The following is a 20,337-nucleotide window of genomic DNA, read 5'->3' as shown; positions in this document are numbered from 1 at the left end:
ATGCCTTACTAATCTGGAACTAGCTTAAGCTAGCGTTAAATTAGAAAGTGTGACGTACGCCAACAGCATAGTTGCTAGCATTGAAGCTAGATGGATTTTGGCTGTTAATGATGGATACGTTTGAAGTTCCAACTTGACCATAGATAGCATACAAGTTTGTACGCTTGCTTAGGTAGTAGTTAGAGCCAACCTGCCATGAAGTCATATTAGCAGCTGGGTTGCTTGCACCAAAAGCTGTAGTCTTACCCAAACCACCCTGTGCCCAAGCTTCGATTACTGGAGTGATATAGCTACGAACACCAATCTGCTCACCAGTACGCTTAGCGTAGAAACCAGTGTCTTGCTGTGCAGTTACCTTGCGGTTAATGTACTGTGCATATGCCTTCAAGATGCCGAAGTCATAAGTAGCACCAACGTAGTATTGATTGTCTTTAACGTTAGTACCCAATGTAGAAGCTTGGCCTGCGCCGAAGATGCTGATGCCATAGGCTGTCGCTACTGCAGAAGGAGTGTTGGCAGCAACGGTCACACCAGTTGAGTTATAAGCTTGTTTAGCATTCAACTGTTGCAATTGTGCAGTAACAAATAACTTGTTCCATGCATAGTCAAGACCTAAGCCCCAACCATTTTGGTTATTAGTACCACCAACATAGCCATTTGAACTGGCATAGTTAGATGTCTGAGTGCTATTGTTGTTATTCATAATCACAATGCCGTGACCAGTGAAACCAGCGAAAGTTGCTGTGTTAACAGTTAAAGTGTTGTTAGCACGAATTGTGTATGAGTTACCAGCACCAAATCCGTTGTTTGCAGCAAAGTTGTCATCCTTAACACCAGCACCTGTATTGGTAGCTGAAGCTGTAGCGGATGTATAAATCATATCGCCAAGGATGTTATTTGTACCAGCAGCATCAGTAGCAGCTACTGCATTGTGCAATGCTGTGTACTGTGTACCAATTGCAAAGTCACCAATACCATTTTTCTTCAAACCAGCAAAAGATTGACGGTTTTCAGTAGTAGTAGCGGACTTGAAGCCTGACTGTGAGTCAGAAGGCGCCAAACCTAATTCAACAGTGAAAAATGCAGATGTACCGCCGCCTAAATCTTCAGTGCCCTTAAAACCAAGGCGTGAGGTTGACTCAGCATTGTTATCAAAAGAATTCTGGGTTGCTTTTTGAACTGTGTTTTGAGTGGCTGATTTTGTTCCGCCTTCAGCAACACGTGCGTTACCACCAACATAACCAACGTCCAAGATACCGTATACGGTTACGCTGGACTGAGCTTGAGCAGCAGATGCAAATGCACCGATAGCTGCAACTGCTAATAGCGATTTTTTCATTCTTTAAATCTCCAAAAATTAAAAGTAATGCCCAAATAAAACTGGGACCTATGAATTTTGCTTCTTTTGCCCCGCTAGACTGGGGGTCAGGGTATTTAGGAGCTCTTTTTGCTTGTCAAAAGGTAGTTTTTTGGCTTTCTTCGTTGTATCTCGGCAACAGGACCTTTGTTTTCTGTCTTTTATGGGCCTTAGATGCCAAAATTGTCATATGGCAAGTCGCGAATTCTTAAAAATCCTTAGTTCAGCCCGTTTAGGTGATGTTTCCGCGCAACAAATGTTAGCGTCTGCATATCTGACAGGCGCCTTTAAAACCCCAATTCAACCGGCGAATGCCCTTATTTGGCTAGAAAAATCCTATTTTTCCATTTTAAATCAACAGCTTGCAGAAAAAAACTTGGGTGGCGATGAAATTTGTAATCTATTGGCCCAGGTAGCCACCATTACCCTGGCCGAAACATTTAATTCCCCTGCTTTTGAATTTGGCTGGAATTCTTTTTGGAGTTTGGCTGAGACGGGAGGCGATCTTAATTCTCAGATCGCAGCTAAATGGCAACTTGTTAATTTATTAATTAACCCCATCAATGAAGAAATCCAATCTCAACTAGTTGACTGGCACAAACGGAAGACTTCATCAGCGCCAATAGAAAAAATTGCTTCTCTCGATTTTGCTGGCATGCAAAAGATAGCCAAACTATATTTGCAAGAACTTGCGGAAGGCGATTCATCCTATACAAGCAGCGCAAAAGAATTATTGATTAAGTTGCAACCAAAAAATGAAGCACTTTCTTCATTGTGGAAAGTTTGGCTTGATGACCAAAACGAAGAAGCGCTCATTCAAGCGGCAGAACTAGGACTAACCATTGCCAAACTTACTTTAGGTTTACGTCTTGCTCAGCTGGATGGCGGTCTTGATTCGGAGAAGAGTAAATCAAACGCCTCTCTCAAGAAAGCAGCTCACTGGTTAGAGCTTGCAGCCAAAGATGGAGATCGAGATGCTTGGTATGCCCTTGGTGAAATTTATCGTCGCCCCCAATTTTCTGGATACAACGCTAATGAGAGTGATCGCTGCTTTGATCGCGCTGCCGATCTTGGTCATGCACAAGCCCAACTTCGTAAAGGGGCCAATCTTTGGCGCAAGCGCGAAAAGAGCGAAGAGAGGGTTCGCGGATTGCAAGCATCTTATTGGGTGTGGCAAGCCCATCAGCAAGGCGTGCCCGAAGCCAAAGAATTACTCGGAAAGATTTTAGAGGGCTGCCCTAACCCTAAATTAAATGAATGGTTTGAATTGGCGCAATGTGCTGAGGAAGCCATCAATCATCATGCTGAACATAAGCTAGATGAAGATTGGCTATTACTCTGTCATCGCATCATCATTGCGAATCAATTTAACTTCAGCAAAGCAGAGTTATTACTTTGTGAAGTTGGCCAACTCCAACATGAGCATTGTGTAGTGGTGGATATCCGTTGGGAGCTACCAAAGATCTTACCAAGATTAATTCAGATTGAAACCATTCAACAACGCCGTGCCCTATTGGCTGCCGGCAAGGCCTTCGCTGGCACAGAGATGGATTTGGAAGGTAACTTACGTCAAAGACGCTATCGCTTTGATCGCGTCACGAGTTGGCTAGAAAATACTTTTTCTAAGAATCAAGCAGACGCTGAGGTCGATTGATCTGCCTCAGGCTCATCTACGGATGGCTTGGGCACATAGAAGCGCGCAATCAGAAGCCCTAATTCGTAAAGCAAAGTCATCGGAACTGCTAGGAGCAATTGAGAAAGTACGTCAGGCGGAGTTACCACTGCCGAGATCACAAATGCCCCTACGATGACATAGGGACGAATTTCCTTTAACTTAGCCAGAGGAACAAGCCCCATGCGAACCAAAACTACCACGACTACAGGCACCTCGAAGGTAATACCAAAAGCTAGAAAGGTTGTCATGGCAAAACTTAAATAGTTATCAATGTCAGTAGACATCTCCGCGCCCAAAGGTGCGTTATAGCTAGCCATAAACTTAAATACTGTTGGAAACACTAAAAAGTAAGCAAACGCCATACCAAGAATGAATAAGGAATAGCTACTAACCACCAAAGGAAGAATCAATTTCCTCTCGTGCAGATATAGTCCAGGTGCAATGAAAGCCCAGAGCTGATACATCACCACTGGTAATGCAATGAGAAATGCCACCAGCATGGTGACTTTCATAGGCACGAAAAATGATCCTGTAACGTCCGTCACAATCATCTTGCCGCCAGCAGGCAATGCCTCTAATAAAGGCTGCGCAAATAAATGAAAAATATCAGGGGCCCAATAGACTAGGCAAACAAAGACAGCAATAATTGCGAGCGCTGATTTAATTACGCGATCACGTAATTCAAATAAGTGGGATAGAAAGGTTTCTTGTAATCCCGAGTCTTCAGTTGAATTGTTTTCAGTCATGCGTAGATTTTTTTATTCTTTTGCTTTTTACTATTATTTACTAGCGCTGTGATGAAAGCGTTTCATTCTGGCTGCACCAGATTGCACGCGAGTGCGAATACCTGCAGACCGTTTAAACCAAACTGGCCTTGCAGCACGGCGTACGCCCCAGCTATTACGGCCTTGGCGCTGACTTTTACGAAGCACCTCTTTTTCGTTAAGCGGTGGCTTTTCAAAACTAGTCTCAAAGATATCCGCTTGATCACTTAAGTTGGCACCAGCCTCTTGAACCGTCGAACCAATACTGTTTTCAACCTCTTTAAGAGTGGCGGCAGTTTCTTCACGAAACTTTTTAAATTCTTCCACTTCCATTTGGCGATTGACTTCAGATTTGACGTCAGCCATATAGCGTTGCGCGCGCCCAAATAAATTACCGGCCATACGCGCTACCTTTGGCAAGCGCTCTGGTCCAACGACAACCAAAGCAACCACAGCAATCAGCGCAAGCTTTGAAACTCCGAGATCAATCATTTAACCAGTCGTTTAAAAGCTGCATGAGTTTCTATCGCGCTTCAGTTATTTGTTATTTATTTACGTCTTTAGCCTGAACATCAACAGTCTTTTCTGCTGCCTCAGAACTTTGTTGGATTTGATCCTTAGCTTTTTCTGTTGGCTCTTCAGAGGTTTTCATACCATCTTTAAAGCCTTTAACAGCACCGCCCAGATCTTGTCCGATGTTGCGCAATTTTTTGGTACCGAATACCAACATCACGATAACCAACACAATTAACCAATGCCAAATACTAAATGAACCCATTTTTAATCTCCTTGGATTATTTTTTCCAGGGGCGGGGACCGCCCATCACATGTAAATGCAAGTGATAAACCTCCTGCCCACCATCCGCACCATTGTTCACCATCAACCTAAAGCCACCATCCTTACCAGGACGACAGCCCTGCTCTTTGGCAAGACGGGGTGCTAATTCCATCATTCTACCTAGCAAAGGGGCATCTACGCTTTCCGCAGACTCCAACATGGGTATATGTTTTTTAGGAATCATTAAAAAATGGATTGGTGCTGCTGGGTTGATATCTTTAAATACGTAGATTTCCTCATCCTCATAAATCTTTTGGGAAGGAATCAAACCTTGTGAAATCTTGCAAAACAGGCAATTAGGGTCGTGAGACATGCTTATTCCGTAGTTATTCTGGTGCTATACCGGGCTTATTCTTTACCGGCCGCTTTTCTAGCGGCCTTTTCTTCGATACCCGAAGTTCCCAAACGACGATCGAGTTCAGCAATCACATCTTCCGGGCGTAAATTAAATTGGGACAGGGCAATCAGGCAATGGAACCATAAGTCGGCCATTTCGCCCACTAGCAACTTTTGCTGCTCAGGCGCCAAATTGGAGTTGCGCGCATCTTTTGCTGCCATCACTGCTTCAGTCGCTTCCTCGCCAATCTTTTTCAAGATTCCATCATCGCCCTTAGAAAAGAGTAAGGCGGTATAGGAGGTCTTGGGGTCTGCTTTACCCGCCTTAAACGCATCACGACGTTGATCCACTACATCGGCTAAATGGGTCAAAGCAGCATCTATTTTCTTCCCTGAATTAAGCATTTTGTCCATTAATATGTTTTTCAGACTATACAGTCCAATCCTCCACCTTTAGCTTCTTAATTCTTTTAAAGGCCTGATCATTCGTCACCAGAACTGCCCCAAGCTGAGAAGCATGTGCTGCAATTTGCATGTCTAGAGAGCCCAGTACATTACCGCTGGCCTCCAGCTCGGCTCTCAAAACACCATAATGCTCAGCCACATTAGTATCCCAAACCAAAACATCCACCCGCTTTAAAAACTCTTGTACGGCTACATGAAGGTTTCTTGCATTCGGCTTTTTTGCCAACCCATAGAGAATCTCACCTTCAGAAATTACCGATAAGCATAGTCTTTCCATCGGAAAGCTTGCAATTCTCCTACTTACTGCTGGATTTTTCTTAATGAGACTGCTGACGGTATTGGTATCCAGCATATATCTCATTACTCATTCACCCCGTCAAAAGGATCTCGCTCTTGCAGGGTTTGATTTCGATCTTCAGAGCTTAAGAAATCTGCCGGAACATCCGCACTCTCAAGCGCCAAGAAAAAACTATCCCAATTTTCAGGTCTTCTAGAGAGAATTAAATCGCCAGTATTCACATCGCGCCGTATGAATACCTCTTTTTCCTCGAAACGAAATGCTGCGGGGAGGCGTATTGCCTGACTGCGCCCATTCATGAAGACTTTTGCTAATTGACTCATTATTCTGGCTCCTTGGTATATATCAAAGTATATACCATTCTAAACCATCGCAAAGAGTAAATAAAGGCTAAAAATAATTACTTAAGTCAGGCTTTGCTGATCCTGCGCCAATTTGAACTTACTGCATCCCATTCCATAAAGAAGCAGCTGTGCTCGCCCGTATGGCAAGCTATCCCATCTTTTTGCTCAACCATCAGCAAAATGGTATCGCCGTCGCAATCTAAGCGGATTTCCTTTACTTTTTGGGTATGGCCGGACTCTTCCCCCTTGTGCCATAACTTTTGTCTAGAGCGAGTCCAATAGACTGCCTCACCCAAACGCAAAGTTTCTAAAAGAGCATCTCGATTCATCCAGGCCATCATCAGCACATCACCGCTTCCTACTTCCTGCGCAATGACCGGGACGAGACCTTGATCATTCCAAGTTACTGCCTCTAATAAAGATTGGTTTTGTGAGTTTTTATTCATATCTGACATTTGTTTGATTTTGACAGAATTGTTGGGGGCCATCCAAATAAGCTTTCGTCCACGACTTAAGGAAATAACCTACCTAAGCACATGGACACTTCTCCCATTTGTGTGTATGATGTGTATAGAATTTATAATTCTTAGATGAATAGCAAAGAATTAATTAAAGCGTTAGAAAAAAATGGTTGGGTGTTGCGGAACTCAAAAGGCTCTCATCATGTTTTTAATCATCCCCTGAGAGTTGGGCACATTACCGTTCCTCACCCCAAAAAGGATTTAGGGGTTGGATTAGTTCAAAAGCTACTGAAACAAGCAGGAATTAAATAGAGGTATCACAATGAAATATCCAATTGCGATTGAGCCGGGTAACGATAAGTTGGCATGGGGTGTAATAGTTCCTGATTTGCCAGGATGTTTTTCAGCCGCAGATAGCGGAATCGATGAGGCTATTGAAAATACTAAAGAAGCTATTGAGATTTGGATTGAGTCAGCTTTAGATGCTGGCGAAGATATACCGAAGCCCAGCTCCATTACCGATCTACAAAAGAAGAAAGATTTCAAGGGATACATCTGGGCAATTGCCGAGATTGACCCGGCCTTACTATCAGACGATATCGAGAGGGTAAATATCTCTTTGCCAAAAAGAGTCTTAGCAAGATTAGATGCCAAGGCGAAATCAGCCGGCGAGAATCGATCTGCTTTTATTGCCCATATGGCGATCAGCGCTTAAAAACTCTGATTAAATCCGAACCGGAATTCCTTGAGCAGCCATATATTCTTTTGCCTGGCCTACGGTGTACTCGCCATAGTGAAAAATGCTGGCAGCCAAAACGGCATCTGCATGCCCCTTAGTAATGCCATCAACTAAATGCTGTAAATTGCCAACACCGCCAGAAGCAATCACTGGCACAGAAACTGCATCACTCACGGCGGCTGTTAAAGGTAAGTCAAAACCGTCTTTACTGCCATCACGATTCATACTGGTCAATAGAATTTCACCAGCGCCGCGCTTGGCAACCTCCTTGGCCCACTCGACTACATCCATACCTGTAGCCGTTCTGCCACCATGGGTAAACACCTCCCAGTTACCAGCCTCTGTTTGCTTGGCATCAATCGCCACCACAATGCATTGAGAACCGTAGTATGCAGCCGCATCAGAAACTAAATCAGGATTAGCAACAGCAGAAGAATTCATGCTCACCTTATCTGCGCCAGCATTCAATAGTCGCCGAACATCAGCAACAGCACGTACACCACCACCAACAGTCAAGGGAATAAATACTTGTGATGCCACATCTTCAATGATGTGCAAAATAAGATCGCGCCCATCAGATGTTGCGGTGATATCTAAAAAAGTGAGTTCGTCTGCACCTTGTGTGTCATAACGCTTAGCGATTTCTACAGGGTCGCCTGCATCACGTAAGCCTACAAAATTTACACCCTTAACGACGCGCCCCGCAGTGACATCGAGGCAAGGAATAATTCGCTTGGTTAACACTAGATAATTTTCTTGGCGTATTTGAGCGTTAACTCATCGGCATATTTTTGAGCGGCAGCAAGATCAAGATCGCCAGCATAAATGGAGCGGCCAGCAATCACGCCCATAACACCCTCTTCTTCAGCCTTACATAGCGCATCAATATCTTGATTGTTTGAGAGTCCGCCACTTGCAATCACAGGTATACGAATTGCCCGAGCCAACTTCACAGTAGCATCAATATTCACACCCTTGAGCATGCCATCACGACCAATGTCGGTATATATGATGGCTTCTACACCCCAATCTTCAAATTTCTTAGCGAGGTCGATAACTTCATGGCCAGTAATCTTGCTCCAGCCGTCAGTAGCCACCTTGCCATCACGCGCATCCAAGCCAACCATCACATGCCCTGGGAATGCAGTACAGGCGTCTTGCACAAAGCCCGGATTCTTCACTGCCGCAGTACCAATAATGACTGTGCTGATGCCGTCATCCAACAAACGCTCAATGGTTTCAAGATCACGAATCCCGCCACCCAGTTGAACAGGGATCTCATCGCCCACAGCTTTGAGAATAGATTTAATTGCGGACTCATTTTTGAGCTTGCCAGCAAATGCGCCATTGAGATCAACTAAATGCAGACGTCGCGCGCCTTTGCTAATCCAATGAGCCGCCATTGCACCGGGGTCTTCAGAAAAAACTGTGGCCCTATCCATATCACCTTGTTCGAGTCGAACACAGTGGCCGTCTTTTAGATCAATTGCGGGAATCAGCAGCATAGCAAAGAGTAATCAAATTAATTAAGGTTGCCAAGAAACAAAGTTTTTATAAAGCTTTAATCCGTATTCTGCACTTTTTTCTGGATGGAATTGTGTAGCAAAAATATTATCTCGGCTCACCGCAGAAGTAAACCAAGTGCCATATTCAGTAGAGCCAGCAATGTCTTCATTGCGCTGCGGCACAACATAGTAACTGTGCACAAAATAAAAACTAGTCAAATCTGGAATGCCATCCCAAAGTGGGTGCTTATAGTCTTGGCGCACTTGATTCCAGCCCATGTGGGGTACTTTATAGGCAGACCCATCAGGCTGCTTCTTACCCGCCAAATCAAAACGACGCACCTCACCAGGAATCAAGCCCAAACATGGAGTCCATTGATCGCTTCCGCTGGTGCGTACTTCAGCGCTTTGATCAAATAACATTTGCTCACCAACGCAAACACCTAAAAGGGGTTTGTTTTTAGATGCCTCTAGTAAAGCCTCCAATAAGCCAGATTCCTCAAGGTGTTTCATGCAGTCGGGCATAGCGCCTTGACCTGGAAGCACAACGCGATCAGCCGAACGAATCTGCTCTGGATGATGCGCGATCAATACAGTGTCATTGGGTGCGACATGATGAAATGCCTGATACACAGAACGGAGGTTACCCATTCCATAATCCACGATCGCAATGGTTTGCGCCAAAATATAGCCTATCTTTGCTGTTATCTAACGGGCAACTAGAAAATCTAGATTAGAGGCTGCCTTTGGTTGAAGGAATGGAGCCAGAAGCACGAGGGTCGACAGCCAAAGCCATACGCAATGCACGGCCAAAAGCCTTAAATACAGTTTCGATCTGATGATGTGCATTAATACCGCGCAAATTATCAATATGCAAAGTTACTCCGGCATGGTTCACAAAACCACGGAAGAACTCGATGCTGAGATCGACATCAAAGTCACCTACACGAGCGCGGGTAAACGGAACGTTAAATTCCAAGCCTGGACGACCCGAGAAATCAATCACAACACGAGAAAGGGTTTCATCGAGAGGAACATAAGAATGGCCATATCGAGTAATGCCAGCCTTATCGCCAACCGCTTTTGCAAATGCTTGACCTAGAGTGATTCCCACATCCTCAACGGTGTGGTGATCATCAATATGGGTATCTCCATTGGCCACCACTTTGAGGTCGATCATGCCGTGACGGGCAATTTGATCCAACATGTGGTCGAGGAAAGGAACACCAGAGGCTAGTTCAGCCTTGCCAGCACCATCCAAATTGATGGAAATCTGAATTTTGGTTTCCGAAGTGTTTCGGGTAACGTCGGCTTGCCGCATGCTTCATTGCGCCGCGAGGCGAAGTGTTGATTGAAGCCTCATAATATCATTCCTAGAGAAGATTTAAATATCGACATTGCCACACTTTCATCCCGTTTTTTGACCTGAGAACCCTCATGAGCCGTTTTTGGAGCCCCGTTGTTAAAACCTTAACCCCTTATGTTCCAGGGGAGCAACCGCAAATGCAGCGGCTGGTCAAACTCAATACCAATGAAAGTCCTTATGGCCCATCACCAAAAGCGCTTGTTGCTATTGAAAGTCAAAATAACTCAGATTTACGTCTCTATCCCGACCCAGAAGGCGCAGCCCTCAAACAAGCCATCGCCAAATTACATGGCTTAGACCCAAAACAGGTCTTTTTAGGTAACGGCTCAGATGAGGTTTTGGCTCACGTATTTGCTGGACTACTCAAACAAAGCAAACCCGTACATTTTCCGGACATTACCTATAGCTTCTATCCCGTCTACTGCAAGCTATTTGGGATTGACTACAAAACTGTAGCCCTAGGTGATCAATTTGATATCAGGATTGCTGACTACAAAGTGCCTAATGGTGGAATTATTTTCCCCAACCCCAATGCGCCAACTGGCAGATCCATCCCTCGCTCAGAAATTGAAGCACTACTCTCGCACAATAAAGATTCTGTAGTGGTCATTGATGAAGCCTATGTGGATTATGGAACCGAGTCTTGCATTCCACTATTGCGTGGCAGTGCTTGCCCAGAAAATCTTTTAGTCGTGCATACACTCTCCAAATCGCGCGCCCTTGCTGGTCTCCGTGTTGGCTTTGCTGTGGGTCACCCAGATTTGATTGAAGGATTAGAGCGAGTAAAAAATAGCTTTAACTCTTACCCACTCGGACGTCTTGCTCAAGCCGGCGCCATAGCAGCTATTGAAGATCAGGCGCACCTTGAGAAAACTGCTAACAAGGTTATCCAAACCCGCACTACCTTAGTCGCAGAACTGAGTGCTTTGGGATTTGAGACTCTACCTTCGACCGCAAACTTTATCTTTACTCGCCATCCAAAGCATTCTGGAGCAAAGCTATATCAAGCGCTACGAGATCGAGGCATCATCGTTCGTCACTTTAAATCTGCGCGCATAGAAGAGTTCTTGCGCATTACGATCGGCACAGGTGAACAAAGCAGCGAACTTGTCGCTGCTTTAAAAGAAATTCTGAATTCAGTTTTTAAGAAGTAAGGTTGAACTTACTTCTTGAGGCGCATCTCAGCTGCACGAGCATGAGCTTGCAAGCCCTCGCCGTGCGCTAGCGTACTGGCAACTGTGCCCAAAGTTTGAGCACCGGCTTCGCTTACCTCAATCATGCTCGAGCGCTTGATGAAGTCATACACACCCAATGGCGAAGAGAATCGTGCAGTACGTGCAGTCGGTAAAACGTGATTAGGGCCAGCGCAATAATCACCCAACGATTCGCTCGTGTAGTTGCCCATAAAGATAGCGCCGGCATGACGAATCTGATCCGCCCACTTCCGTGGATCAGCAGCGCAAATCTCTAAATGCTCGGCAGCAATCGCGTTAGCAATCTCACATGCTTCTGACATATCTTTTACTTGAATTAGTAAGGCGCGATTTGTGAGTGAAGCTTCAATCACCTTTGCTCTTGGCATCTCAGGGAGTAACTTATTAATACTTGCCTGAACCTGTTCAATGAATGCAGTATCTGGACAAAGCAAAATCGATTGCGCTTGCTCATCGTGCTCAGCCTGAGAAAACAAGTCCATAGCCACCCAGTCTGGATTACTAGAACCATCACACAGCACCAAAATTTCAGATGGGCCTGCAATCATATCGATGCCCACAATGCCAAAAACCCTACGCTTAGCTGCAGCTACATAAGCGTTACCAGGGCCAACAATTTTGTCGACTGAAGGAATAGTTTTAGTTCCGTAAGCTAAGGCGCCTACTGCCTGTGCACCACCGATCGCAAAGACGCGGTCGACACCTGCGAGATATGCCGCAGCCAAGACTAAAGGATTGCGCGCGCCATCAGGAGTGGGCACCACCATAATGACTTCGGCAACACCAGCTACCTTTGCAGGAATGGCGTTCATCAACACAGATGATGGGTAAGCCGCTTTACCACCTGGCACATAAATACCAACACGATCTAATGGAGTCACTTTTTGACCAAGACGTGTTCCATCCCGCTCTTCATACTCCCAAGAGTGGCAGCCTGCTTCAATCTTTTGCTTCTCGTGATAAGCGCGCACTCTTTGCGCAGCAATATCCAAGGCGTTTTTTTGTTCTGTAGATAGAGAGTTGTAAGCCAACTCCAAATCTTGATGAGAAATTTCTAAATCCGAAACACTGGCAACATTTAAGCGGTCAAATTGTTTTGTAAAACTGAGGACCGCTTCATCACCTTGGGCTTTTACTGCTGCCAAAATTTTCACTACTGCAGCATCTATCGCCTCATCATCGGCAGTTGGCAAGGAAAGACTCGACAACAGAATTTCTCTGAAGCCAGCATCCTTGCTATTGAGACGCTTAACGTTGATTTGGGTGGACATTGATTAATACTTCCTATTCTGCTTACTAATTACTTCAGCAACTCAAAAATAGGCTGTAGTTGAGCACGCTTACGCTTATAAGAAGCCTGGTTCACTACCAAGCGAGCACTGATATCAGCGATTGGCTCAACCTCAACCAAACCATTTGCCTTTAGCGTATTACCTGTGGATACCAAGTCCACAATAGCATCTGCCAGGCCAACCAAAGGCGCGAGCTCCATAGACCCATATAACTGAATCGTGTCGATGTGCACACCTTTGTTGGCAAAGTGTTCCCGGGCGCAATTGACGTACTTTGTGGCCACTTTTAAGCGAGAACCTTGCTTTACGGCCGCAGCATAATCAAAGCCCTCGCGGACAGCAACAGACATGCGGCACTTGGCGATATCTAAGTCATAAGGCACATAGAGACCATCGGCACCTTTTTCCATCAGAACATCTAACCCTGCGACCCCAAAATCAGCTCCACCAAATTGCACATAGGTTGGCACATCTGATGCGCGCACAATAATTAAGCGAACATCCGGATTCGTGGTCTCGATAATGAGTTTGCGTGACTTCTCGGGATCCTCCAGCGGCACAATACCGACCTTGGATAAGATCTCTGCAGTTTCTTCGAAGATGCGCCCTTTGGAGAGAGCTAAAGTCAATTTCATGGACTAATTATCCATCAGCCTTACTTTATGCGCTCAATATTGGCACCCAAAAGGGTTAACTTATGCTCCATGCGGTCATAGCCACGATCCAAATGGTAAATTCGATCTACTTGGGTTTCGCCTTGGGCAGCCAATCCAGCAATGACCAAACTGGCTGAGGCACGCAGATCCGTAGCCATCACAATCGCGCCCGAAAGCTTATCTACTCCCTGAGCAATCGCGGTATTACCCTCAATAGCAATGTCAGCACCCAAACGATTAAGCTCTTGTACGTGCATAAAACGATTTTCAAAAATCGTTTCTGTAATGGTTGAACTACCCGATGCGATTGCATTCACAGTCATTAATTGGGCTTGCATATCAGTCGGAAAAGCAGGGTATTCAGATGTACGGAAATTGACTGCCTTAGGGCGAACCTGCATCGTGGCCTTAATCCAATCAGGACCAATCTCCATCTGTAGACCAGCTTCTTTCAGCTTAACAATGACAGCATCCAAAGTATCGGGACGGCAATGCTTGACTATGATCTCACCACCAGTGGCAGCAACCGCACACAAGAATGTGCCAGCCTCAATGCGATCCGGAATAACTGAGTGCTCTGCGCCATGCAGTTTTTCAACACCTTCAACTACTAAGCGATCACTTCCAATACCAGAAATTTTAGCGCCCATCTTCACCAGTAGCTCTGCTAAATCACCAACTTCAGGCTCGCGTGCAGCGTTTTCTAAAACTGTAGTGCCAGACGCCAATGTGGCTGCCATTAATAAATTTTCGGTACCAGTTACGGTAATCATGTCGGTCAAGATAGAAGCGCCCTGCAATCGACTTTCTTGAGGCTTGGTTTCAGCTTGAATATAGCCGCTCTTAATCTTGATATCCGCACCCATTGCCTTCAATCCCTTGATGTGCTGATCAACAGGGCGAGCGCCAATAGCACAACCACCAGGCAATGAAACCTTGGCGCTATGCATTCTGGCTAAGAGCGGCCCAAGCACCAAGATCGAGGCACGCATGGTTTTAACCATTTCATAAGTAGCTTCTGAACTTTTAATAACCGCTGCGTTCAATACCATGTGACTACGATCACCAGCGCTCGGAAAATCTACTGTGACGCCAATCTCTTGCAAAAGCTTGAGCATGGTACGCACATCTTGTAAGTCGGGGACATTGCGCAATACAACTGGTTGATCGGTCAGTAGACAAGCACATAGAATTGGTAAAGCGGCATTTTTAGCGCCGGCAATCACTACCTCTCCCTTGAGAGGCACTCCGCCAACCATTCGTAATTTATCCATGAAGCGATTCCAGTAAAAACTTAGTAATTAATGTGTAGTGGGTAATGCTGCGTTTTTATGCTGCTGAATTCTGCGAAAACTCTTCGGGTGTAAATGCCTTAATTGACAAAGCATGCACTTCTGCCTTCATGCGATCACCCATTGCGCCATATACCAATTGATGACGTTGCACTAAACGCTTGCCCTCAAACTCAGGGCTCACAATCGTTGCAAAAAAGTGCTGTCCATCACCCTCAACCTGAATATGGGTGCAACTAATACCTTGTTTGATATAGCTTTCAATTTGTTCTGGGGTGGGTAGCATTTCTTCTCCTAATAAAACCAGGGTGTAAACAATTAATAACGGAGCTTATAGCCCTTTTGTAGCAGACGCAAAGCAATCACTGACACCACTATAAAAAAGCAGAACACAATTGCCAGGCTGCTCCATGGGGAGTTATCAGAAATCCCAAAGAACCCGTAACGGAAGCCATCAATCATATAAAAGAAGGGATTGAAATGCGACACCACCTGCCACGCTGGCGGTAAAGAGTGAATAGAGTAGAAGACTCCTGACAACATGGTGGCAGGCATGATGATGAAATTCTGAAAGGCTGCTAATTGATCATATTTGTCCGCCCAGATACCAGCTACCAAGCCAAGACTTCCTAAAATCGCAGCGCCCAAGAATGCAAACACCAATATCCACAATGGATACTCCAAAGTGGGTGTTGCAAACCAGATGGTAATTAACAGCACACCTAGACCCACAACTATGCCCCGAAATACAGCGGCCAAAATATAAGCTGCATAAAACTCAAAATGGCTTAAAGGGGCCAACAAAACAAAGACTAAGTTACCGGTGACTTTTGACTGTATTAAAGAAGAAGAGGTATTTGCAAATGCATTTTGCAAAACGCTCATCATCACAAGACCGGGGATTAAAAAGGCGGTGTAACTTAAACGCCCATACATTTCCCTGCCTTCAAGCACATGTCCGAAGATCATGAGATAAAGCACAGCAGTAAGAACGGGAGCGGCTACTGTCTGAAATGCCACTTTATAAAAGCGCTTTACTTCCTTAAACAATAATGTTGGGAAACCACTGCCATACTCCAAAGCAGGTCGATTGAGGCCATGCTTCATTGGGCGTTCCCTGACATGATGTTCACAAAGACCTCTTCTAAATCGGTTTTACCTTCACCATCTTTTTTGACAGAGCCATAACGACTTAATAAATTCGCTGTGGTGTCAAGAGCCACAATCTTGCCATGCTTGAGCATCGCAATACGCTGGCATAGGGCTTCAGCCTCTTCCAAATAATGGGTAGTCAAAACAATCGTATGCCCATCTTGATTTAAGCGACTAATAAATTGCCACAAAGACTGACGTAACTCAACATCTACGCCAGCAGTTGGCTCATCCAAAATAATGACTGGAGGTCTATGGACTAAAGCCTGAGCAACCAGCACCCGACGCTTCATGCCGCCAGATAAAGAGCGCATATTGCTATCAGCTTTGGAAGTGAGATCGAGATTAGCCATGATCTCGTCTATCCATGCATCGTTATTGCGTATGCCAAAGTAGCCGGACTGAAAGCGTAATGTTTCACGCACAGTAAAAAAGGGATCAAAGACTAATTCTTGAGGAACAACACCAAGCATGCGGCGTGCCTCACGAAAGCCTTTCTGTACATCGGCTCCCATAATGGCTGCATGGCCATGGCTAGGCTTTACTAAACCAGCCAAAATGGAAATCAATGTCGTTTTACCTGCGCCATTAGGTCCCAGTAAACCGAAAAATTCTCCAGGCTCGATGGTGAGTGAAACATCATCTAAGGCTTGAAGTACTCCGTACTGCTTAGATATATTTTGAATAGATATTGCAGAATGCATCGCCATTACAAACCCAGCAATGCAGTAACGCCATACACACCAGCAAGGACTTTTAGTTTTTCTGGCGCATGCTCGAGGGAAATAGACTGGCCTTCAGCCATCAGTTTTTTCTGCCAAGCCAACAACACCGTTAATACCGTGGAGTCAAAATCCTTTAATGCAGAGCAATCAATCGAGCGTAAGCTTGGACTATTTAATAAACCCTCTTTTTGCAACTGCAAGGCATTATCTTGCTTTACTATTTTTGGCAAAAGAAAGGGCATGATGTCTATGTCTAAGAATTAATTGGCTGGCTTAGCAGTGGCCAATTGCTTGTTACGGTCTTGCAAGAACTTCACTAAACCCTCAATGCCATTTTGACTAATTTGGTTAGCGAATTGGTTGCGGTATGCCTCGACTAACCAAACACCCATGATGTTCATGTCATAGACCTTCCAACCGCTGGCTGTTTTCTCTAGGCGGTAATCCAGAGGCACAGGATCACCGCGACCCAGAACCACCGTCTTAACCACAACTTCTTTGTCGTCTGGCGCTGCGCGCAAAGCCTTAAATTGCACAGTCTGATCACGCAATTGGCTCAAAGCGCCAGAATAAGTGCGAATCAATAAATTCTTAAATTCCATCGTGAGTTGTGCCTGCTGCTCCGGAGTTGCCTTTTTCCAATTAGGCCCCATCGCCATTTCCGTAGTGCGACGCATGTCGGTATACGGAGCAATTTTCTTTTCCACCAAATCTACAACCTTGGGAATATTACCCTTTTGAATATCGGGATCAGACTTCACCGTTGCCATCACATCCGTAACCACCATCTTGATTAAGGCATCTGGTGGCGTTGATTGATCGGGGGTTTGTGCAAAAACAGTGCTAGCTACAAGGAGCAGGCCTGTCAAAAGAAAGCTGTAGATTTTTTTAAAGCTTTTCATATTCGCGCCCACTGTCTTTATCTATGTTGGAACTCATTTTAGTCATCTCAAGCTACGTTACCTATTGGTATGGATTCTCGTAAACCGGCATGAGAGGTTCTTCATCATCACGACCCTCATTAATTTGATATGCCCGTCTCTGAATATATGCATCCCTTATAAAACTATATTTATCAATTGCAGCGCCATCCAGTAAATCACCAGCTTCATAGTACGTATTTCGAGCATTAACTACTCGCAATCCAGTAATACTGTTTCGTAGGCCAATGTTTTTCACAAAGCTAAATAGATAGTCTGACTCTAAGTCAGCCACGGTACCAAAAGTGTCACGTACATTACTTGGGCCAAAGAATGGAAGAACCACATAAGGGCCTGAGGGCACACCCCAAACACCTAAAGTTTGCCCCCAATCCTCTTTGTGCTTCTCAAGCCCGCCTGGCGTTGCTAGATCGATTAGCCCGCCCAATCCCATAGTGGTATTGACTACCACGCGCATGAAGTCATTAAAGGCATAGTCTGGCTTACCTTGAAGCAAGTTAAAGAGCGCAGTGTAGATGTCGTTGTAGTTACTAAAAAAGTTATAAACGCCTTCACGCACAATCTCAGGCAATACAAAACGATAACCAGCAACTACTGGCTTTAGAACGTAGGCATCCAAGCCTTCATTAAATTCAAAGACCGAGCGGTTAAATGGCTCCCATGGATCTTGGGGGGAGCGCTCGACACCAGCAGGAATGGATGCGCAGCCAACCGACATGGCAATTAAACCAAGCAGGATTACCATCTTGGCTTTGCGCATAAAGAACAACATCACTTGGCTGCGCCCTTTTCTTGGCCGCTATCAGCTGCTTTGTTGTAAAGAAACTGACTTATCAAGTTCTCTAAAACAATAGCTGACTGAGTTTGTGAAATCTTTTCACCATTAGTCAACATATCATCAGAGCCGCCAGCTTCAAGACCGATGTACTGCTCACCCAATAAACCCGATGTCAAAATCTTGGCGGAAGAATCCTTTGGGAACTTATAGGAATCTTCAATAGTCATCACTACTGTCGCTTGATAAGTCTTGTCGTCAAAAGAAATATTGGCAATTCTGCCCACAACTACACCAGCGCTTTTGACGGGTGCCCGCGGCTTTAAGCCGCCGATATTATCAAAGCGTGCAGAAATTTTGTATGTAGGGGCAAATGAGACCGCATTCATATTGCCGACCTTCAGCGCAAGAAATAGTGCTGCCAATAAACCAATGGCAACAAAGACTCCTACCCAAACATCAATTGCGCTTTTTCTCATAAGAGCCCCAGTTTATTCTTTCTAATTTGAAAACATCATCGCGGTTAGCAAGAAATCCAACGCTAAGACCGATAAAGAAGAAATCACCACCGTACGGGTAGTGGCTTGCGAAACGCCTTCGGGCGTAGGCTTAGACTCATAACCCTGATAAAGAGCAATAAAAGTAACCGCTACGCCAAACACCATGCTTTTAATAAGGCCATTGCCAATATCGGCGAACAAGTCGACTCCACCCTGCATCTGAGACCAAAAGGCACCTGAATCCACCCCAATTAATGGGACGCCAACCAAATAACCCCCCAAAACACCCACTGCCGTAAAGATGGTTGCAAGAATTGGCATAGAAATAATGCCCGCCCAAAGACGCGGTGCAATTACACGGCCCAAGGGGTCAACTGCCATCATTTCCATGGCAGTCAATTGTTCACCAGCCTTCATCAAGCCGATCTCTGCGGTCAATGAGGTACCCGCCCTTCCAGCAAACAATAATGCGGTAATCACTGGACCCAATTCACGAGTTAAAGAGAGCGCAACCAATAGGCCAAGTGCTTGCTCCGAGCCGTAACGATTTAAGGTGTAGTAGCCCTGTAGACCTAAGACGAATCCAACAAATAATCCAGAGACTGCAATGATTACAAAAGAGTGGTTTCCGACAAATAGAATTTGATCGATCACCAAACGTGGTCTTTTAAGCAAAAATCCTGAGCGTACGATCACAGCCGCAAACATGCGAGCCGCTAAGCCAAGACTACTTAAGTTGCGGCGTACAAAAAAACCAAGATCGCCAAAAAGATTCAGAAGCGTGGTCATGATTTACTCACTCCAAAATCTTCTTCCAAACTTACTCCTGGATAGTGGAAAGGCACCGGACCATCTGGCGCTGCATCTAAAAATTGTCTGACAAAAGGATCCGTCGAACGACTTAATTCCTCAGGAGTACCCTCTGCACCAATGCGGCCATTCGCAATGAAATAGACGTAATCCGCGATTGCAAAAGTTTCTTCGACATCATGGGTCACTAATAAACTCGTGGCTCCCAAGGCATTATTGAGGTCACGAATTAAGCGCGCTGTAATGCCAAGTGAAATAGGATCAAGACCAGCAAATGGTTCGTCGTACATGATGAGTGGCGGATCTAACGCAATCGCTCTAGCGAGAGCAACACGTCTTGCCATACCACCTGAAATTTGCGAAGGCATTAAATCACGCGCGCCGCGTAAACCAACTGCATTCAGCTTCATGAGCACCAACGAGCGCAACAGCTCCTCACTGAGATCAGTATGCTCGCGCAATGGAAAGGCAACGTTTTCAAAAACACTAAGGTCAGTAAATAATGCGCCGAACTGAAAAAGCATGCCCATGCGACGACGGGCCGCCATCAACTCAGCACCACTCATCTTGCCGATGTCTTGACCTTCAAAAATAACCTGACCTGACTGCGCAGTGTATTGACCGCCGATGAGACGAAGGATGGTGGTCTTGCCACAGCCTGAACCACCCATCACAGCCACTACCTGGCCGCGTCGAAACTCCATATTGAGTCCCGACAAAATCTGCCGCTCACCTGCAGCATAGGAAAAGTTGACGTCTTTAATAGAGACGACAACTTCACCTGCAGCTGGCTTGCTTACATCCAAGGAGTTTGGCTGACCATTGTTCATAT

The 20,337-nt window shown here is 45.3% G+C and carries 28 protein-coding genes and 1 pseudogene; 4 read left to right on the top strand and 25 right to left on the bottom strand.

All coding sequences use genetic code 11. The features are described 5' to 3' along the window. Positions 1 to 40 precede the first annotated feature (40 nt). Complete coding sequence (locus tag ICN33_RS04945; RefSeq protein WP_216195012.1) at positions 41 to 1,339, bottom strand: porin; 1,299 nt, start codon at positions 1,337 to 1,339, stop codon at positions 41 to 43. Positions 1,340 to 1,547: 208 nt separating this feature from the next. Here ICN33_RS04945 and ICN33_RS04940 point away from each other — a divergent pair, with 208 nt between their 5' ends. Then, positions 1,548 to 3,011 (top strand): tetratricopeptide repeat protein, encoded by a 1,464-nt coding sequence (locus ICN33_RS04940; RefSeq protein WP_216195010.1) that lies wholly within the window; start codon positions 1,548 to 1,550, stop codon positions 3,009 to 3,011. On the opposite strand, the gene tatC is transcribed toward ICN33_RS04940, so the two are convergent. From tatC to hisI, 8 genes are all read right to left on the bottom strand, one after another. Then, positions 2,987 to 3,778 (bottom strand): twin-arginine translocase subunit TatC, encoded by a 792-nt coding sequence (tatC, locus tag ICN33_RS04935; RefSeq protein WP_216195008.1) that lies wholly within the window; start codon positions 3,776 to 3,778, stop codon positions 2,987 to 2,989. The genes ICN33_RS04940 and tatC overlap by 25 nt on opposite strands. Positions 3,779 to 3,811: 33 nt before the next feature. Continuing rightward, on the bottom strand, positions 3,812 to 4,288 hold the full coding sequence (gene tatB / locus ICN33_RS04930) for a Sec-independent protein translocase protein TatB (protein ID WP_216195007.1): 477 nt from the start codon (positions 4,286 to 4,288) through the stop codon (positions 3,812 to 3,814). A gap of 52 nt (positions 4,289 to 4,340) precedes the next feature. Further along, on the bottom strand, positions 4,341 to 4,574 hold the full coding sequence (gene tatA / locus ICN33_RS04925) for a Sec-independent protein translocase subunit TatA (protein ID WP_216195005.1): 234 nt from the start codon (positions 4,572 to 4,574) through the stop codon (positions 4,341 to 4,343). Between the two features lie 16 nt (positions 4,575 to 4,590). Further along, positions 4,591 to 4,947 carry a histidine triad nucleotide-binding protein gene (locus ICN33_RS04920; protein ID WP_216195003.1) on the bottom strand — a complete coding sequence of 119 codons (357 nt, stop codon included), beginning with the start codon at positions 4,945 to 4,947 and terminating at the stop codon, positions 4,591 to 4,593. Between the two features lie 35 nt (positions 4,948 to 4,982). Next, a complete protein-coding gene (locus ICN33_RS04915; RefSeq protein ID WP_255530659.1) occupies positions 4,983 to 5,384 on the bottom strand; it encodes a phosphoribosyl-ATP diphosphatase in 402 nt (133 codons plus the stop codon). A 16-nt stretch (positions 5,385 to 5,400) separates the two neighbouring features. Then, positions 5,401 to 5,796, bottom strand: a complete 396-nt coding sequence (locus ICN33_RS04910; protein ID WP_255530658.1) for a type II toxin-antitoxin system VapC family toxin — start codon at positions 5,794 to 5,796, stop codon at positions 5,401 to 5,403. Then, positions 5,796 to 6,056, bottom strand: a complete 261-nt coding sequence (locus ICN33_RS04905; RefSeq protein ID WP_216195001.1) for an antitoxin — start codon at positions 6,054 to 6,056, stop codon at positions 5,796 to 5,798. The genes ICN33_RS04910 and ICN33_RS04905 overlap by 1 nt, the downstream gene beginning before the upstream one ends. Before the next feature lie 86 nt (positions 6,057 to 6,142). After that, the gene (hisI, locus tag ICN33_RS04900; RefSeq protein ID WP_216195000.1) at positions 6,143 to 6,523 is read right to left on the bottom strand and encodes a phosphoribosyl-AMP cyclohydrolase; all 381 of its coding nucleotides are present in this window, start codon (positions 6,521 to 6,523) and stop codon (positions 6,143 to 6,145) included. A gap of 144 nt (positions 6,524 to 6,667) precedes the next feature. On the opposite strand from hisI, the gene ICN33_RS04895 reads away from it, so the two are divergent. After that, positions 6,668 to 6,850: a type II toxin-antitoxin system HicA family toxin gene (locus tag ICN33_RS04895; RefSeq protein ID WP_216194998.1), complete on the top strand. Its 183-nt coding sequence runs from the start codon at positions 6,668 to 6,670 to the stop codon at positions 6,848 to 6,850. A 10-nt stretch (positions 6,851 to 6,860) separates the two neighbouring features. Further along, positions 6,861 to 7,253 carry a type II toxin-antitoxin system HicB family antitoxin gene (locus tag ICN33_RS04890; RefSeq protein WP_216194996.1) on the top strand — a complete coding sequence of 131 codons (393 nt, stop codon included), beginning with the start codon at positions 6,861 to 6,863 and terminating at the stop codon, positions 7,251 to 7,253. A 9-nt stretch (positions 7,254 to 7,262) separates the two neighbouring features. On the opposite strand, the gene hisF is transcribed toward ICN33_RS04890, so the two are convergent. The 4 genes from hisF to hisB are packed head-to-tail and all read right to left on the bottom strand — an operon-like array spanning position 7,263 to position 10,103. Continuing rightward, the gene (hisF, locus tag ICN33_RS04885; RefSeq protein ID WP_216194993.1) at positions 7,263 to 8,021 is read right to left on the bottom strand and encodes an imidazole glycerol phosphate synthase subunit HisF; all 759 of its coding nucleotides are present in this window, start codon (positions 8,019 to 8,021) and stop codon (positions 7,263 to 7,265) included. Further along, positions 8,021 to 8,782 carry a 1-(5-phosphoribosyl)-5-[(5-phosphoribosylamino)methylideneamino]imidazole-4-carboxamide isomerase gene (gene hisA / locus ICN33_RS04880; protein WP_216194991.1) on the bottom strand — a complete coding sequence of 254 codons (762 nt, stop codon included), beginning with the start codon at positions 8,780 to 8,782 and terminating at the stop codon, positions 8,021 to 8,023. Before hisA ends, hisF begins: the two co-directional genes overlap by 1 nt. Before the next feature lie 21 nt (positions 8,783 to 8,803). Further along, positions 8,804 to 9,466 (bottom strand): imidazole glycerol phosphate synthase subunit HisH, encoded by a 663-nt coding sequence (hisH, locus tag ICN33_RS04875; RefSeq protein ID WP_216194989.1) that lies wholly within the window; start codon positions 9,464 to 9,466, stop codon positions 8,804 to 8,806. Between the two features lie 49 nt (positions 9,467 to 9,515). Continuing rightward, positions 9,516 to 10,103, bottom strand: a complete 588-nt coding sequence (hisB, locus tag ICN33_RS04870) for an imidazoleglycerol-phosphate dehydratase HisB (RefSeq protein ID WP_216194987.1) — start codon at positions 10,101 to 10,103, stop codon at positions 9,516 to 9,518. 116 nt (positions 10,104 to 10,219) lie between these two features. On the opposite strand from hisB, the gene hisC reads away from it, so the two are divergent. Then, positions 10,220 to 11,302: a histidinol-phosphate transaminase gene (gene hisC, locus ICN33_RS04865; protein WP_216194985.1), complete on the top strand. Its 1,083-nt coding sequence runs from the start codon at positions 10,220 to 10,222 to the stop codon at positions 11,300 to 11,302. A gap of 8 nt (positions 11,303 to 11,310) precedes the next feature. Here the strand turns inward: hisC and hisD are convergent, their stop codons facing one another. From hisD to ICN33_RS04805, 12 genes and pseudogenes are all read right to left on the bottom strand, one after another. Further along, a complete protein-coding gene (gene hisD, locus ICN33_RS04860; protein ID WP_216194983.1) occupies positions 11,311 to 12,633 on the bottom strand; it encodes a histidinol dehydrogenase in 1,323 nt (440 codons plus the stop codon). Between the two features lie 29 nt (positions 12,634 to 12,662). Next, entirely contained in the window at positions 12,663 to 13,289 is a 627-nt protein-coding gene (gene hisG, locus ICN33_RS04855; RefSeq protein WP_216189044.1) for an ATP phosphoribosyltransferase, read from the bottom strand. Between the two features lie 20 nt (positions 13,290 to 13,309). After that, positions 13,310 to 14,584 (bottom strand): UDP-N-acetylglucosamine 1-carboxyvinyltransferase, encoded by a 1,275-nt coding sequence (gene murA / locus ICN33_RS04850; RefSeq protein WP_216194981.1) that lies wholly within the window; start codon positions 14,582 to 14,584, stop codon positions 13,310 to 13,312. 55 nt (positions 14,585 to 14,639) lie between these two features. After that, positions 14,640 to 14,888 (bottom strand): BolA family protein, encoded by a 249-nt coding sequence (locus ICN33_RS04845; protein WP_216194979.1) that lies wholly within the window; start codon positions 14,886 to 14,888, stop codon positions 14,640 to 14,642. 32 nt (positions 14,889 to 14,920) lie between these two features. Further along, on the bottom strand, positions 14,921 to 15,709 hold the full coding sequence (locus ICN33_RS04840) for an ABC transporter permease (protein WP_216194977.1): 789 nt from the start codon (positions 15,707 to 15,709) through the stop codon (positions 14,921 to 14,923). Positions 15,710 to 15,774: 65 nt separating this feature from the next. After that, positions 15,775 to 16,458: pseudogene (locus ICN33_RS04835) on the bottom strand (ABC transporter ATP-binding protein); the annotation flags it as partial. Between the two features lie 5 nt (positions 16,459 to 16,463). Next, complete coding sequence (locus tag ICN33_RS04830; protein ID WP_216194976.1) at positions 16,464 to 16,721, bottom strand: lipid asymmetry maintenance protein MlaB; 258 nt, start codon at positions 16,719 to 16,721, stop codon at positions 16,464 to 16,466. Positions 16,722 to 16,739: 18 nt separating this feature from the next. Then, entirely contained in the window at positions 16,740 to 17,381 is a 642-nt protein-coding gene (locus ICN33_RS04825) for a phospholipid-binding protein MlaC (RefSeq protein ID WP_216194973.1), read from the bottom strand. A gap of 61 nt (positions 17,382 to 17,442) precedes the next feature. Beyond that, positions 17,443 to 18,192, bottom strand: a complete 750-nt coding sequence (locus ICN33_RS04820) for a VacJ family lipoprotein (RefSeq protein WP_216194972.1) — start codon at positions 18,190 to 18,192, stop codon at positions 17,443 to 17,445. Beyond that, on the bottom strand, positions 18,192 to 18,674 hold the full coding sequence (gene mlaD / locus ICN33_RS04815; RefSeq protein WP_216194969.1) for an outer membrane lipid asymmetry maintenance protein MlaD: 483 nt from the start codon (positions 18,672 to 18,674) through the stop codon (positions 18,192 to 18,194). The genes ICN33_RS04820 and mlaD overlap by 1 nt, the downstream gene beginning before the upstream one ends. 21 nt (positions 18,675 to 18,695) lie before the next feature. Continuing rightward, positions 18,696 to 19,484: a lipid asymmetry maintenance ABC transporter permease subunit MlaE gene (gene mlaE, locus ICN33_RS04810; RefSeq protein WP_216194967.1), complete on the bottom strand. Its 789-nt coding sequence runs from the start codon at positions 19,482 to 19,484 to the stop codon at positions 18,696 to 18,698. Continuing rightward, on the bottom strand, positions 19,481 to 20,335 hold the full coding sequence (locus tag ICN33_RS04805) for an ABC transporter ATP-binding protein (protein ID WP_216194965.1): 855 nt from the start codon (positions 20,333 to 20,335) through the stop codon (positions 19,481 to 19,483). The genes mlaE and ICN33_RS04805 overlap by 4 nt, the downstream gene beginning before the upstream one ends. Positions 20,336 to 20,337: the final 2 nt, after the last annotated feature.

This window comes from Polynucleobacter sp. UB-Tiil-W10, assembly GCF_018881605.1.
Lineage (GTDB): Bacteria > Pseudomonadota > Gammaproteobacteria > Burkholderiales > Burkholderiaceae > Polynucleobacter.
Note: the sequence above shows the minus strand (reverse complement) of the source record. Positions and strands in the feature narration are given on the sequence as shown.